The organism is Sphingobacterium nematocida, assembly GCF_900168125.1.
Taxonomy (GTDB): domain Bacteria; phylum Bacteroidota; class Bacteroidia; order Sphingobacteriales; family Sphingobacteriaceae; genus Sphingobacterium; species Sphingobacterium nematocida.
Window position 1 is genome coordinate 450,158 of record NZ_FUZF01000003.1, and the last position, 14,421, is coordinate 464,578.

A 14,421-nucleotide genomic window follows, 5' to 3' on the forward strand; every position below is an offset into this window, starting at 1 on the left:
CTGTACTACATGGATATTTCATATGTGAATAAATTGACTTTCAATGGTCGTATGAATATCCAGATTACTATCATCGGTGTTTGTACAGTCTGTACTACGTGGATATTTCATATAGCGCCTTGTTATGTAAAAATACCAATTTTAAGCTGCTTTCCCAGTATCGCAAGATTATTTCTGCCGCAAAAGAAACTATGATACGCTTTTTTTCGTAATTTGTATTAATAAATACATACTCATGATTCACATCCTTACAAAACAAAATAGCATTGCCAATCATTTCATATCTGAGCTGCGCCATATCGAAATCCAAAAGGACCGTCTTCGCTTCAGAAGGAATCTTGAGCGTCTTGGCGAAGTAATAGCATATGAAATCAGCAAGACATTCACCTATGCTCCACAAGAGATCGAGACGCCATTAGGGATTTCTGAAATGCATACAATGACGGAACAACCTGTTCTCATCACCCTCATTCGTGCAGGACTTCCTTTTCATCAGGGTTTTTTAAATGTCTTTGACCAGGCAGACTCGGGATTTATTGCAGCCTATAGGCATACAAAAAAAAGTGGCGAGTTTGAAATCCACCGAAAATATGAAAACACGCCCGACTTAGATGGTAAAGTAGTCATTGTATCGGACCCCATGTTGGCCAGTGGAAAAAGTCTCGTTCTGTGTTGCCGAGAGTTACTTAGCACCTACAACATTAAAGAACTTCACATAGCTGCTATTATCGCCTCGCAAGAAGGCTTACAGCATATCAGAGCCTTTGTGCCTGAAGCCCAGATATGGGTAGGAGACGTAGACAATGAACTCACCAGTAAATCTTATATCGTACCGGGGCTCGGCGACGCTGGAGATCTCGCCTATGGCGCTAAGGAACATTAGTAACCTGGGATTGGAAAGCAACGTTTAAGAATTAATTATTAATAAAAACAAAACATACAATTAACAGAAAATGAATAACATACAACTATATTTAAATAACAAAATTTTATCTTATGGAATGGCAAAAGTACAACGGCGAATATCTTCGTCTCCCTATTATGGATGCGGTCGAATCAGCGATACTTAGAGAGCAACAACTTGGAAACAAACTCAAGGTATTCATAGGAACCGATTCACAAGTAAAACGTGGAATAGTTGAGTTTGCAACTGTAGTCGTTTTCTTACGTGATCACAAAGGGGGCTTTATGTTTATCCACAAAGACCGTAAAAACCACGACATGAGTATCAAAGAGCGAATGCTCCTTGAGGTTCAAAAATCCATAGATACCGCCTATCACCTTTGTCCACTTCTAGACCAATACGAAGTGGATCTCGAAGTCCACGCTGACATAAATACCAACCCTAATTTTGAATCAAACGTAGCGCTTAAGGAAGCCATGGGCTACATTCTGGGAATGGGCTTTATATTCAAAGCGAAACCGGAGTCCTTTGCGAGCACGAATTGTGCAAATAGAATCGTACAGTAAAAGTAAAAAATGCTTAATATTGTTCTTCAATGAACAATACAGTAGATTCTTTAATAAAAATAGCTGTTGTCGGACCAGAATCGACCGGCAAATCAACCATGGCCCAATACCTGGCTAAAGCCCTAGAAAGCTCCTATGTACCTGAATACGCAAGGTATTATTGCAAAAACCTCCAGAATCAATACACACTCCAAGATGAGACCAATATGTTTTATGGACAAATAGCTTTGGAGGAAGCGATCGGATCACAGTTAAAGAATAACCTACTCATCTGCGATACGACAATAATGACGGTAAAGATATGGTGTGATCACCTCTTTAATCATACACCTACCGAGGTAGTAGATGAGATCAAACTACGAAAATACAATTTGTATCTATTAATGGATATAGACCTCCCTTGGGAAAATGACCCTTTGAGGGACTTTCCCGAGGAGAGAGATTTTTTCATGAAAATCTGGAAACAAGAATTAAGTGCATTAAGTGCCAACTATAAAGTTATTTCAGGATCTGGAAACGAAAGATTAATTAACGGTTTGGAAACCTGTAAAGAATTCCTGAAAAATAACACTTAATAAATAGACAGAATAAACTGCCTAGCGCCTACATAGAAATCATAGACAAAACTCCCTTAACCTTATACACGGCTTTAACCAGTGAAATATCAAGAATGAGGTCATCAAAGTCGGTTGCATTCTTTGCTACAAGTCTCCAACTTTTATTATCTAACCCCCTAATGAAACGAACTACGTTCATTTTTTCGGAAATTATAAGATAGATGTCTCCGAAGACAACAGCATCTTTATCAACTTGCTTTACAAATACCACGCTACCGTGCTCCACCTCTGGACTCATCGAATCGCCCTGATTAACAAACGCAAAATCACTTCCTGATAAAATAGGTATCTCTAATTCATCTACAACCTGCATTTGGGACAAGTCAACATTAAACTCATCCAGGCTCATATTATATAATGGAATCTTAGCCGCTCCTTCAGCAGCCTTAAGCATAGCTCCTTCGCCAGTAAGTAACCAAGCTTCATTAATATCGGTAAACCGATCAACGATGATCCCTGCAAGATTTTTACTGATATCGTAATTTCCCTTTTTAATCTGGTACAAGCGTTCTGCTCTATTCAATCCAATCTCTTTCGCAAAAGAGTTAACATTCAAACCCAAATATTGTATTACCTGATCTAAGCGACCCCAGTTAGACATATATAATTTATATAAACAGTATCAAAATATTAAATTATTGCATTAAAACACCTTCAAAAAACAAAAGTAATCTCAAGCTCTCCTACGCTTTAATGCCGTTTTATCTCTAAACAGAGACAGAACACACAGAAGCAGGCAAATATTAGGCCAAATTAAGCAAACGAAATTTAATAACAAAAAAACAATTGATTATTGTAAAATACAATTTACTATTGTATGTTTGCGTAGTTTTATAACTACAATTAAATATAAAATAGTAAAAACACAAGGTTAAATAAAACAAAGTCATCAAACCAAGACCATTTATTAACCATTAAGATTATGGATTTAAAAAGAAAAAATGAGAGTAAAAACATAACACCAGAAGAGGCGAAGGAAATAACCGAAAAAGATATTATGAATCTTATTAGCCTCAAAAACATAAAAATTAAGGATAAAAAATATGCAGAAGAACATTTAACAATCAAAAGAAAAAGCAAAAAGAGCACATTCGAAGTCAAGATAACAGACATTGATGGACAAATGCACAGCTTCCATTTTGAATTAAAAACATATTCTTAAATATATTTTTTCAATTTTTATTTGAAATTACAATATTACATTGTACTTTTACAAAATAATAATTAGCAAACATCATATAGAATCAATTTCGAGCGTTAACCGAATTCAAATTTCAAAAGTAAAACATGAAAATTAGAAATCTATCCAAAGTCGCCTTAGCTATTGCCATAAGTAGTGCAGTAGTACTCGAAGGCTGTAAAAAGTATGACGACGATATATCGCGTCTAGAACAGAGCATCAATCAGAACACCTCTGATATTGCTACCTTAAAAACATCATTAGCATCGTTCGCGAGCAACATGGTGGTTCAATCGGTCACCTCAGTAGCAGGCGGTTTTGATATCGTTTTTAAAAAATCCGACGGTACTACTGTACCCTACCAAATCAGAAATGGTGCAGCAGGAGCTAAAGGGGACACTGGAGCTACTGGAGCCGCTGGAGCTACAGGTGCAGCGGGCGCAGCAGGAAGTTCGCCAATCGTAACTATTGGTCAGAACGGTAATTTCTGGATCGCCAATGGTGGTGCAGCAGCAGTAGACACAGGCGTTAAAGCACAAGGTCCTAAGGGAGATAAAGGAGACAAGGGAGATACTGGGGCAACTGGACAAACAGGTCAAAACGGCCAAACAGGCGCTCAAGGCCCTGCTGGTCAGAATGGAACAGTAGTTTCTATTGTAACAGGAAATGACGGCAAACAATATTGGGCACTAGATGGTACGCAAACTACAGTACAGGCTTATTCTGGAGATATCGCCATGGTAGCTGTAGATGGTGGCTATAATGTCGTATTCACTGACGCAAAAGGTGTAGCATCAGACTCTATCTTCTTAGCGACAGAAGCTGTAGCAGTTAACAGCCTTGCAATTGTACCTACATTTACAAATAATAATAGCCCAGTCGTTTTCTTCCCTCGTATCGTCGATGACATCTCAAGCAAACAGACCCTATTACAAGGTTATGCGGAGATCAAATATAACTTAAATCCATTCGGTGTAAAGATTGAAAACTACGAAGCAACCGGTTTATTAACACAAAGTTCGGAAAAAGTTGAATTCCGTTCATCCGGAGGAACAGTTAGTCCTAATTTCACTGCAGTAGGCGCAGCGGTAAAAACATTCGGTGATATCACTGTAAAATACCGTCCTTCAAATGCAAATTCTACCTTCCCAACAGCAGCAGGCGCTACAGACCTATTCATCGCCTTACAGGTAAACAATGCTAAAGCCGCTACTGGTCAGAAATTCGTTGCTTCGCCATTCAATATCGCTAAGGAAGAAATTGTTGAACAAGACGAGGTTACAATTGAAAAAGCAGCAAAAGCAACTCCAACTTCTAAATACGAGTACTTAACTGGATATCAAACTAGTTCATTTAACGGAAATTCATTTACTCAAGTTGCAAACAACTCTGTAAACACAAACTTTACAGCATCAAGTGCAGAAGGAAACACTGCTCACTTTGAGTTAAATATTTTCGAAAATGCCGAAAAAGTTATTCCAGGAAAAGCCATCCCAGAAAATAACACAAACTACAAAGGCGCTGTAAATTTGGAAGAACAATTGAGAGGTTTCTTTGCTCGTACACAAGTTGGTGACAAAATCGTATCTATGGATGATCATGGATTAGGAGGATACGATTTGCGTTTCTCATTCGCAAATAACACCACCCACCCTCAACAAGAAAATTGGCTCAACTTAAACAACCAGACCGGTGTTATAACAGTAAAAGAGTCAACTCCAGGATCTTACAACCACGCTGCCATAGGAAACTCACCATCAGGAAATTACGCAATTGTTAAGGTGGACTTATTTGCGAGCGCTAGTTCTCCTACGGTTATCGCCACACGTTACGTTAAAATTGCATTTAAACAAAATAGCGTCAATTCAATTAATATTCCTAGCACAGCTGGTATCACATTAACATCAGCATCGGCTCAACAGGCTACGCTATACTTCGGACAACCTAACACTATTTTAGATCAAGCGTATAATTTAACAGGTGGATCATCTTCAGTATTCCATAGTTCATATGACTGGAACTATATCAGTGCTGCAAGAACGATCGCTAATCCAACAGGATCCGCTAATTTAGGTGCTGTCTCAGCGAGCTGGTTTACGTTCCAAGACATGGATAATTCAAATCAAAATGTCGACAGAAAAGTTACAGTTGACCAAACTAAGGTTAACCCGGGAACATACGTATTAACAGGTCGCTATGAACCAAAAGCAGGAAATTCAACCCTACCAGTTGTTAATGTATCTATTACAGTAACTGTTGGCATTAATGGTACAATAATGCATGTTAAAAAAGCTGGTTTCATAGAAAATGGTAATCTACGTGTATTTGGCAAAGAGTTAGGAGCAAACGACTGGTACATGGGTGGTGATATGTCTGAGTTCCTTCAAATAAACAACGGTATATCAGGGCCAAATGTTACACACCGCTACACAATATTAAATAATAATGTTGCTGGATTCGGAGTAAGCCAAACGGCATCATCAACCCTCTCAGGAAACCTAGCTTCAGGACAACAAGATCCATCAGTAGGTCAATTATTCCACCTTAAAAATAATGGAAATAATCTAGTTACAAGTAGTGTAGACAACGAAAACGCATACTACTTTGTAGGAGGATGGAATACAGGAGCGAACAATAAAACACTGGATGTTAAGATTGAATACTTCTTGAATGGGAATACCGCTGCATACCACTCCGAAATAGTAAAAGTACAGTTCAAGAACCCAGTTAAACCAATAGTCGTTTTACAAAACGGAACGACATCGATTACCGATAAATCATCTGGAAATAATGGTAACGATCCAATCCGTGTGAGCTTGAGACAATTCTTCAGTTTAGAGAACTATCTACCATCACCTAACACAGGAGTCTATAACGGTACAAATGCAACGTTTAACAATGAGCGCTTGAACAGATTTGGTCTGGTTGGCAACTTTAATGCTGCTGAATTCTTCAACACGGTTAGAGGATTGAACTCAAACACTGTATCATTAAAAGCTTACTACGAAGACACACCTGGAACGACTATTTTTGCGCGCAATTCAGCCGGCACCGTTACTACAAACGATTTACCGTCCAGCACATCACTTACAGTTGCAAACTTCGGCACTCCTAATTCTGCTCACGTAGTATGGACAAACTCTGGAGCGAATACAATTACTAAGAACATTGTTGTAGAAGCTACGATTAAGCTTCCAAATAGATACAATAATGGAACTTACAACGCTAGTGAGATGACTCAAGTAGTAAAAATCGTTATCGAGAAGAACTAACATAAGAGAGTTCTAAAAAAGCAGAACAAATATTTAAACAGTTCATATCTTTTTAGAGGGCGGCAATAGCCGCCCTTTTTTAGATAAGAACAGAACCCAATCTGACCAAAAATTGAATTAACCGTTAAAATATGAACAGAGAACTCACAGAAACACTTATACTACTACTAACCAGCAGCATAGGTCTATACTTTTCAACACGATTTTACACCAAACTCAAAAACAAAAAAATCATGTAATAAAGAAATTAGTTTTATATTACACTCCAAATCATCATAACGATGCAAAAGACACTCCTATATCCCCTATTTTTTTTAACTCTTCTATTTGCTGCTTGTGGAAAATCAAAACTAGAACCGGAAGCTAAGCAAAAGTTCAGAACTGTGCTCGTGTACCTCGCTGCTAACAATAGTTTAGAAGAAGAAGCCTACAAAAACATGCGCCAAATGGAAGACGCTATAGGCGATATCGACGGTAATCTAATCGTATACACCCGACTACCCAACGAAAAACCAGCACTATATGAAGTAAGCAAAACTAACAGCGGCCAAGGTGACTTTAAAAAAATAAAAGACTATTTTCCGCACAGCTCTTCCGACCCAACAATAATGAAGTCTGTCATAAATGAAGTACAAAGCCTCTATCCTGCAGAAAGCTATGGACTGATACTTTGGTCGCATGCCACCGGATGGATCCCTGCCAGCCAAGGAGGTATTAAACTCAGATCTTTTGGGGATGACGATGGACACGTCATGGACATTACCGACTTAAACAATGCCCTCCCTAACAATTTCGACTTTATCATGTTTGACGCCTGCTCGATGGCAAGCACTGAAGTACTGTATGAAATAAAAGATAAGGCAAAATATTTTATAGCATCACCTGGCGAAGTTGTATCCAATGGCATGCCTTATGATAAGATAACGAATGACCTGTTCTTACCTGGCTCAGAAGGATACAAAGCCATAGCCAAAAAATATTTCGACCACTACAATAGCTTATCAGGACTTAACCAATCGGCAACTATTTCTGTAATTAAAGCGGATCAACTGCAAGAACTAGCAACCCAAACAAAAATTACCCTTCAATCACAGCCTCCTTTGTATACAGACTTCAACCGCAACAATATTCAACGCATGGACTTCGATCGCTTCGGCAATCCACTAATAGCATTTGACTTTCTTGACTTCCTCAATCAAAACTACAACAACAATCCTAATTATCAGAAAACGAAAACAAGCTTAGAAAAAGCTACTCTGTATAAGGCGAACACTCAATTTTTCAATGGTTTCGAAATTAAAACTAACTCAGGCCTAACCTGCTACATCCCTAGTTCAGAGAACGCAGGCCCTGCTCACACTTTTTACAAAACCTTAAAATGGTACAAAGACAGTGGGTTTGACAGTCTTTTTTGAACTAAATAGCTAAAAAATACTCATAATTGGGTATAGGATTCCCCCCTATCATATCTTAATTTTGTTTATATCAAACAATTATTAAGAAACTTAATACAGAACTTATGAGAAGGGGAGCATTACACAACCTGGAACACAAAAGCAACTTCTGCCCAGTTCTATTAAAAGAAATGCTTGAAGCGTTAAAACAAAAAAAAATAGAGATAAACAGAAATCTTAAATACATTCTGCAGGATCAAGAGACAAAAACTATTGCAAAAAATGTTTTTACATTAAAGAATAAAGAGAATCCAACCATTCAATTCGAGTTAAAAACATATGAATAGTCCTCGTTATAATCTGACATTATACTGAGGATCACTCCTTGGCTGGATCACTATAATAGATTATCTTTGTGGCTACAAGTAGGTTTTCAAATTTTAGAGACTTCTCTTTAAAGATCGATTGCTTATGCTAATTTTTATTTTAAACATTTAAATTCAAAAACAGATGTATCCAGAATATTTAGTAGCCCCAATGCGTCAAGAATTAACGGACTCGGGCTTTCAAGAACTAAAGACAGTAGAAGAAGTTGACGCTGCAATACCTTCTGAAGGTACCGTATTTGTAGTAGTAAACTCTGTTTGCGGATGCGCTGCAGCAAATGCACGTCCAGCAGCAAAAGCAGCTGTACAAAACGCTAAACACCCGACTAAATTAGTTACAGTATTTGCTGGTATGGAAAAAGAAGCTGTTGACAAAGCTCGCCAATACATGCTTCCCTACCCCCCATCCTCGCCTGCTATGGCTCTTTTTAAAGACGGAAAACTAGTACACATGATCGAAAGACACATGATTGAAGGCAGACCAGCACAAATGATAGCAGACAACCTTGTTGCAGCTTTTGACGAATACTGCTAACAACAGAACATATTTTGATTTTTAAATATTAGAAAAGGCTTCACGCAAATGTGTGAAGCCTTTTTTATGCCCAATCTAAAAACAACCGAAAGCTAGTCCAGATAGACACTATGCTTGTAATGTCCCTTACCTTTTTTATGATGTTTCTTCTGTTGACCAGGTGCGTATCGTTTTGCCGATTTTTCACCATGAATCTTCTTCGCCTGCCCCGGTGGAACATGACCATGAGGGTGCTTATTAACATAGCAGGAACTTAAGCTTAAAGTAAACAGCGCTATCAGAATCAAAATTATCTCTCTCTTCATATAAAAAACATTATTTAATTCCATTTTACAAATATCAGACCAACATCAAGCGATGTTACACAAATCCGAAATCATCTTCAAAAACAGGATGCTGCACAGAAAAGAAATACAACTTTGAAAATAGGATATCTCATCCTGCCCCCCCCCACTACACCCAAGCACAATCCTAAAGCTCCTATGGATCGAACCAACGGTTCTCATCCGCCACAAACAAAAAAAAGCTCCAACTTTCGTTAGAGCTTTTGTGTCGGGGTGGCAGGATTCGAACCTACGACCTCCACATCCCAAATGTGGCGCGATACCGGGCTACGCTACACCCCGAAAAGGTATCACCTTTAAAGTGATGCAAATATAGGAACCTGTTTTGACTATTCAAAGCAATCACCACAAAATAATAGGCAATAGACTGATTTTTTGATAAATAATTTTCGGAGCATCATTGATATTATAAATACAGACATCGTGCTGACGACAATATCAGAAAAAATCAAGAACTTTATAATCTGTTAACATATAGTGTGGAAGATGGAAAAGAAAGATATAATTAGACTTGAAGACATAAAACTACTCGTAGATACGTTCTATGATCGTATTCGCCAGGACGAAATGCTGGGCATTATCTTTAATCAGAACATACAGGATAAATGGCCTGAACATCTATCCAAAATGTATAGGTTCTGGCAGACCCTCTTACTAAATGAATATACTTATGATGGCAGACCGTTTCCTCCACATGCCCATCTACCCATAGGTCAACAACATTTCGATCATTGGCTGACGCTTTTCAGTCAAACCGTCGATGACCTCTTCATTGGCGAAAAAGCCGATGAGGCTAAATGGAGAGCAAAAAAAATGGCAGTGATGTTCCAAAGTAAATTGGATTACATACAAAATAACCCTGACAAATCAATTATATTCTAAGTAAACACCAGATGTCGCGTACATTACCTAGACCTCCTAAGACAGTAGACTTACACACAGACTCTTTTATTGACGACATCGAAGAATACGATGCAGAGGGCCTTGTGGCAGCATCCCTAGACAAATTAAGAGAATCTCTAGACGCTGCAATTTATTGGGAATATACCCAAATTGAATTTATCCATGGGAAAGGTAAAGGAGTCCTTCGGGAAGTCGTTTACGAAGAACTCGCGTATTATAAACGAAGTGGTAGTATCGCATCATACCACCCCTCCTATCGTAACCCCGATATTGTGGTTGTACATATCGGAGTATAACAAACTTCTTAGTTAGGAATATTACGATATTGACTATCCAATAAGTATAATAAAGAAGCTAAAGCAGCTACTCCTGATTGGAGTTCCCGTTTATCTACGGCTTCAAAGACATCCTTGTCCGTATGATGCAAATCAAAATAACGATGCGGGTCTGGTCTAAAATTAAACATCAGAGCTTTAGTATAGTATTTACCCCAGACACCAGAATCTACACCAGGATTTCCTTCCAGAAATCTAGATACCCAATAAGATTTTTCAAATAAAGGTTTCCAATAGCTTTGGATCCACTGTACCGCTTCCTGCGTCGCCTTTATATCAAATCCCCTTGGTGCAAATCCCCCAGCATCGCTCTCTATTGCAGCGATCAAATTTTCGTTCCTTTCTTTTGACTTTAATCCATATTGTGAGGCGCCATGAACTCCGTTTTCTTCATTCATATAGAACACCAGACGAATTGTATGTTTTGGCTTGTAACCAATTTTCATAAGTGTCCTTATAGCATCCAATGTACCCATCGTACCCGTTCCATTATCATGTGCTCCTTCTCCTACATCCCAAGAATCCAAATGTCCTCCAATAGTAATGATCTGTTCTGGAGATTCTGTCCCTGTCCATTCACCGATAACATTATGTGAAGATACCTCCCCTTGCCACGCACAACTCTGTTGCAGAAATACACGCAGTTTTGCATTATGTTTAAGCGCAGTACTTAGTGTATTTGCTCCGATGGCAGAAATTGCCATTGCAGGAATACTATCAATACCTTGGGTATATCGTGTAGCGCCTGTGTGTGGATAATCGTCAATACCTGACCCCAGGGACCGAAATAAATAGGCTACTGCTCCTAACTTAGCAGCCTCTGCGGGTCCTCTGCTACGCTGCGCGCTATTTAACCCATAAGCCACACCAGTTTCTACAAGAGATTCATCCCAAGGTTTGTTAACAAAAACAATCTTCCCACGCACATCATCTCCATACTTTCGAAGATCCGATAGCAATTCTACTTCAATTACTTCAGCTTCTATCCCTCCTGCAGGTGTAGCAACCGACCCCCCTAGTGCCAGTACATTCAGTTTCTGTCCAGATCCGACTATTATAGCTTGTTCTTTAGCACCACGGCTCCAATAAGGCACCTTTACATCCTGCAGATATACCTTATCAAAAGGCAATTGTTGTATTAATTTCTTAGACCATTGCACCGCCGCAGCCGCTTGCTGCGACCCTGTAATACGATGACCGATATCTTTTGTCAGGTAACGCAGGTTTTCATAAGCTTCTCCATGATAGAATGATTGGTGGTAAATTCTTGAGATCATAAGAGAATCTGTATTGGCAATTGTCCGGTTTGCAATCAATGCCAGCACTATAACAACACAAAATCTAGAGAATATCTGTAACATAAATAAAGTCAAAAAAAAAATGGTCTGTCAGCAATACGAATATTCTTAACAGACCATTAATGTAAAAATTACTTCTATTTCACTGGCGTGATACTAATCTTTCTAAACTCAACGCCGGTATGATCTCCTTGTAAATAGATCGGCCCTGGCTCCCCTTCCTTGCTATCCAATGCCCCTCCTGTTATTCCTGGTATTTCTTGGTTATTAATAATTGTTTTTCCGTTCGAGACAATCGTCACCATTCTTCCTCGGAGCGTAATTTCATAAGTATTCCATTCATTCGCTCCATTTGTAGCCATCTCACTCGGAGCTAAGAAACCATAAACACCGCCAAAATACAAAGCCCCAGGATGTCTATCTTTTGGAGAATCCTCTATCTGTACTTCATAGCGACCGCGTAGATAAATACCCGAGTTCCCGCCTTCTGCATACCGAAATTCGGTCGTCAATTTGAAATCTTCAAACTTTTGATCCGATATCAAATTTGCACCTGCCTTTTGATTAACAAGCACACCATCTTTAACAATCCATTGATTGTCTTCACTCGAAGTAGTCCAACCGGTTAAATCTTTACCATTGAATAACTCTATTGGCTCACCCCATTTTACCTCTCCTGTACGGACCAAATAAGGAGCTTTTACGCCACTAAAATTAAAGACATTGCCCTTATTACTAGTTATTGTTCCCTTTATCTCTTCTCCAACAAGCTCTCCTTGAATCGTAAATACACCTTCTCCTCCTTCCCATTGCGGTGGAATCTCAAACGAAAACTTACCTTTATCTAACTTAATGTGGGATACTGGTCTACTGCTACCTGCATCAGCAACGAAAGAACCAACCAACACATTAAAACCTGAAAGTTTTACTTCCAACCAAGATGGAACTTGTTTACCCTCTTTCTCTACGGTGATATCCCATCGACCAATCAAACCTTCGGCTTCTTTAGGGATGGTTTGTGTAGCGGCATTATGAATCTCTTCTTTCTCTGCCTTTTGTGTTGCGTCTCCACAAGCGTTAAGTCCCACAATTGCAAAACCCGAAATCAAAGAGTAAACAACATATTTTTTGATCATAGTAAATTAGTATTAAAGGTTTAAGGATTATAATTAACAAACTTAGGGAAATTTGATTTTAATTCCAACACCCCTTTACCCCACATTGCACCTATTTAACCAAGATTACGTAACTTTAAGTGTACCAAGCACTTTTTGTATGCAAAACATATTATTCATCATCCTTGCCGCGGTTTGCTTTACGAGTCAGGCCCAGACAAAACAATTAGTTGGTGCCTTTGCTGCGAAGCAAGGAGACACCACTCATTTATGGTTGTTCGTAGATAACTATAGCAGCCATATTACCTACAAAGACCGGAAATACATTGGGACGGAAGGTGGACCATTTACCTTTGATGGTCAAATCATTACTGTACAGACTGAATACAATGATATCGCACCTCAGCTCGTAGGCTCTGAACTGAAGATACCAACCAAAATGCAAACACATCAGCTCGTATTAGACGGTATTATCTACAAACGAAAAACCTCCAAACCCCAAGATTTGGATGGTCTGTGGCGCATAACGGGTAGACAATCAGATGCTCAAATGAGTCAGATTCCAAAATCATCACGTAAGACTATTAAGATAATGATAGATGGCTTCTTTCAATGGATTGCGATCAATCCTGCTGTAAAGGGATTCTATGGTACTGGAGGTGGTCACTATAGTTTTTCCAATACAGCATACACAGAACACATCCTTTTCTTTTCACGAGACAACACAAGAGTGGGGGTTCAGCTAGACTTTAAAGGGGAACTCAAGCAAGGGCAGTGGCACCACTCTGGCAATAGTTCAAAAGGTGATCCAATATATGAAATATGGAGTAAAGAGATATAAAAAAGTCCCTTTACATTTTCATGAAAAAGGGACCATATATTAAACAATTAGTAAAGTACTATTTTGCTTTGAACGCATCGATTCCTGATTGTAGAAACGCTGCATACTTCTCGATGTCGTACACGGCTCCACCGGTAGGAACCAACAACTCACCTTCGTTATCCAACAGCGCGTACAAAGGCTGGGAATTGCTCTGGAATTTAGATATCTGGAAGTCTGCATTACGCTTGCTCACCGTATTGATCTTCTTACCTGTCTGCTTAGATACGTAATGTTCGCTTTCAGGCAGTGTAAGGACCTTATCATCCACATAAAGCTCAACGAGGATAAATTCGTTGTTAAGCATGGCTCTGACCTTAGGACTGCTCCATACCTCAGCTTCCATCTTACGGCAGTTGACACAGTTCCAGCCTGTAAAATCTACCAACAACGGTTTCTTCTGTTCTTTGGCAGCAGCTAACGCTTCGTCGTAATCGTAGTAAGGATCCAACCCTTTGATCGTTGACTTGCTATGGAAGTAGGTATAATGTTTACGGCTTGCCGCAGCGGGATCTGCCGTATGCCCGCCACCTCCACCCGAGGCCATATTGTTCAGATCAAAATCCTGTGTACCTATAGGAGGTAAGAATGCCGATATCGCTTTCAGAGGCGCTCCCCATAGACCGGGCACCATGTACACCACAAAGGAGAATACCAATATAGCGAACATCGTACGTGGAATGGAAAGAAAC

At 39.2% G+C, this 14,421-nt stretch carries 16 protein-coding genes and 1 tRNA gene; 11 read left to right on the forward strand and 6 right to left on the reverse strand.

The genetic code is table 11. The annotated features are described in order from the left end of the window. Positions 1-235: 235 nt before the first annotated feature. The 3 genes from upp (at position 236) to B5X76_RS06345 (ending at position 2,045) form a co-directional block, all read left to right on the forward strand. On the forward strand, positions 236-883 hold the full coding sequence (upp, locus tag B5X76_RS06335; protein WP_079642251.1) for a uracil phosphoribosyltransferase: 648 nt from the start codon (positions 236-238) through the stop codon (positions 881-883). Between the two features lie 113 nt (positions 884-996). Continuing rightward, positions 997-1,470 (forward strand): ribonuclease H-like YkuK family protein, encoded by a 474-nt coding sequence (locus B5X76_RS06340; RefSeq protein ID WP_079642252.1) that lies wholly within the window; start codon positions 997-999, stop codon positions 1,468-1,470. Between the two features lie 29 nt (positions 1,471-1,499). Then, positions 1,500-2,045 (forward strand): AAA family ATPase, encoded by a 546-nt coding sequence (locus tag B5X76_RS06345; protein ID WP_079642253.1) that lies wholly within the window; start codon positions 1,500-1,502, stop codon positions 2,043-2,045. A 28-nt stretch (positions 2,046-2,073) separates the two neighbouring features. Here the strand turns inward: B5X76_RS06345 and B5X76_RS06350 are convergent, their stop codons facing one another. Continuing rightward, entirely contained in the window at positions 2,074-2,688 is a 615-nt protein-coding gene (locus B5X76_RS06350; RefSeq protein WP_079642254.1) for a S24 family peptidase, read from the reverse strand. Between the two features lie 321 nt (positions 2,689-3,009). On the opposite strand from B5X76_RS06350, the gene B5X76_RS06355 reads away from it, so the two are divergent. The 5 genes from B5X76_RS06355 (at position 3,010) to B5X76_RS06375 (ending at position 8,854) form a co-directional block, all read left to right on the forward strand. Further along, positions 3,010-3,249 carry a hypothetical protein gene (locus B5X76_RS06355; RefSeq protein WP_079642255.1) on the forward strand — a complete coding sequence of 80 codons (240 nt, stop codon included), beginning with the start codon at positions 3,010-3,012 and terminating at the stop codon, positions 3,247-3,249. A gap of 125 nt (positions 3,250-3,374) precedes the next feature. Then, positions 3,375-6,539, forward strand: a complete 3,165-nt coding sequence (locus B5X76_RS06360; protein ID WP_079642256.1) for a collagen-like triple helix repeat-containing protein — start codon at positions 3,375-3,377, stop codon at positions 6,537-6,539. A gap of 281 nt (positions 6,540-6,820) precedes the next feature. Continuing rightward, entirely contained in the window at positions 6,821-7,954 is a 1,134-nt protein-coding gene (locus tag B5X76_RS06365) for a clostripain-related cysteine peptidase (RefSeq protein ID WP_079642257.1), read from the forward strand. A gap of 104 nt (positions 7,955-8,058) precedes the next feature. After that, positions 8,059-8,280: a hypothetical protein gene (locus B5X76_RS06370; RefSeq protein ID WP_079642258.1), complete on the forward strand. Its 222-nt coding sequence runs from the start codon at positions 8,059-8,061 to the stop codon at positions 8,278-8,280. Positions 8,281-8,443: 163 nt separating this feature from the next. Continuing rightward, on the forward strand, positions 8,444-8,854 hold the full coding sequence (locus B5X76_RS06375; RefSeq protein WP_079642259.1) for a BrxA/BrxB family bacilliredoxin: 411 nt from the start codon (positions 8,444-8,446) through the stop codon (positions 8,852-8,854). A 92-nt stretch (positions 8,855-8,946) separates the two neighbouring features. Here B5X76_RS06375 and B5X76_RS06380 read toward each other — a convergent pair whose 3' ends face one another. Further along, entirely contained in the window at positions 8,947-9,159 is a 213-nt protein-coding gene (locus B5X76_RS06380; RefSeq protein ID WP_079642294.1) for a hypothetical protein, read from the reverse strand. 247 nt (positions 9,160-9,406) lie between these two features. Beyond that, positions 9,407-9,480, reverse strand: a tRNA-Pro gene (locus B5X76_RS06385). A 204-nt stretch (positions 9,481-9,684) separates the two neighbouring features. Between B5X76_RS06385 and B5X76_RS06390 the strand changes: the two genes are divergently transcribed. Further along, the gene (locus B5X76_RS06390; protein ID WP_079642260.1) at positions 9,685-10,080 is read left to right on the forward strand and encodes a group III truncated hemoglobin; all 396 of its coding nucleotides are present in this window, start codon (positions 9,685-9,687) and stop codon (positions 10,078-10,080) included. A gap of 11 nt (positions 10,081-10,091) precedes the next feature. Then, complete coding sequence (locus tag B5X76_RS06395) at positions 10,092-10,397, forward strand: Smr/MutS family protein (RefSeq protein WP_079642261.1); 306 nt, start codon at positions 10,092-10,094, stop codon at positions 10,395-10,397. Between the two features lie 8 nt (positions 10,398-10,405). Here B5X76_RS06395 and B5X76_RS06400 read toward each other — a convergent pair whose 3' ends face one another. Both B5X76_RS06400 and B5X76_RS06405 read right to left on the reverse strand, forming a co-directional pair. After that, on the reverse strand, positions 10,406-11,713 hold the full coding sequence (locus B5X76_RS06400) for a M20/M25/M40 family metallo-hydrolase (RefSeq protein ID WP_176141000.1): 1,308 nt from the start codon (positions 11,711-11,713) through the stop codon (positions 10,406-10,408). A gap of 158 nt (positions 11,714-11,871) precedes the next feature. After that, positions 11,872-12,870, reverse strand: a complete 999-nt coding sequence (locus tag B5X76_RS06405; RefSeq protein WP_079642263.1) for a 3-keto-disaccharide hydrolase — start codon at positions 12,868-12,870, stop codon at positions 11,872-11,874. A gap of 139 nt (positions 12,871-13,009) precedes the next feature. Between B5X76_RS06405 and B5X76_RS06410 the strand changes: the two genes are divergently transcribed. Continuing rightward, positions 13,010-13,690 carry a hypothetical protein gene (locus B5X76_RS06410; RefSeq protein ID WP_079642264.1) on the forward strand — a complete coding sequence of 227 codons (681 nt, stop codon included), beginning with the start codon at positions 13,010-13,012 and terminating at the stop codon, positions 13,688-13,690. Positions 13,691-13,748: 58 nt separating this feature from the next. Here the strand turns inward: B5X76_RS06410 and B5X76_RS06415 are convergent. Beyond that, on the reverse strand, positions 13,749-14,421 hold a 673-nt coding region (locus B5X76_RS06415), incomplete at its 5' end, for a thioredoxin family protein (RefSeq protein WP_139375328.1).

Excerpts from the sequence above, each read along its gene's own strand:
- B5X76_RS06410 (WP_079642264.1), top strand. The coding sequence starts at position 13,010 with ATGCAAAACATATTATTCATCATCCTTGCCGCGGTTTGCTTTACGAGT.
- upp (WP_079642251.1), top strand. The coding sequence starts at position 236 with ATGATTCACATCCTTACAAAACAAAATAGCATTGCCAATCATTTCATA.
- B5X76_RS06395 (WP_079642261.1), top strand. The coding sequence starts at position 10,092 with ATGTCGCGTACATTACCTAGACCTCCTAAGACAGTAGACTTACACACA.
- B5X76_RS06370 (WP_079642258.1), top strand. The coding sequence starts at position 8,059 with ATGAGAAGGGGAGCATTACACAACCTGGAACACAAAAGCAACTTCTGC.
- B5X76_RS06360 (WP_079642256.1), top strand. The coding sequence starts at position 3,375 with ATGAAAATTAGAAATCTATCCAAAGTCGCCTTAGCTATTGCCATAAGT.
- B5X76_RS06350 (WP_079642254.1), bottom strand. The coding sequence starts at position 2,688 with ATGTCTAACTGGGGTCGCTTAGATCAGGTAATACAATATTTGGGTTTG.
- B5X76_RS06355 (WP_079642255.1), top strand. The coding sequence starts at position 3,010 with ATGGATTTAAAAAGAAAAAATGAGAGTAAAAACATAACACCAGAAGAG.
- B5X76_RS06375 (WP_079642259.1), top strand. The coding sequence starts at position 8,444 with ATGTATCCAGAATATTTAGTAGCCCCAATGCGTCAAGAATTAACGGAC.
- B5X76_RS06400 (WP_176141000.1), bottom strand. The coding sequence starts at position 11,713 with ATGATCTCAAGAATTTACCACCAATCATTCTATCATGGAGAAGCTTAT.
- B5X76_RS06340 (WP_079642252.1), top strand. The coding sequence starts at position 997 with ATGGAATGGCAAAAGTACAACGGCGAATATCTTCGTCTCCCTATTATG.
- B5X76_RS06365 (WP_079642257.1), top strand. The coding sequence starts at position 6,821 with ATGCAAAAGACACTCCTATATCCCCTATTTTTTTTAACTCTTCTATTT.
- B5X76_RS06380 (WP_079642294.1), bottom strand. The coding sequence starts at position 9,159 with ATGAAGAGAGAGATAATTTTGATTCTGATAGCGCTGTTTACTTTAAGC.
- B5X76_RS06405 (WP_079642263.1), bottom strand. The coding sequence starts at position 12,870 with ATGATCAAAAAATATGTTGTTTACTCTTTGATTTCGGGTTTTGCAATT.
- B5X76_RS06390 (WP_079642260.1), top strand. The coding sequence starts at position 9,685 with ATGGAAAAGAAAGATATAATTAGACTTGAAGACATAAAACTACTCGTA.
- B5X76_RS06345 (WP_079642253.1), top strand. The coding sequence starts at position 1,500 with ATGAACAATACAGTAGATTCTTTAATAAAAATAGCTGTTGTCGGACCA.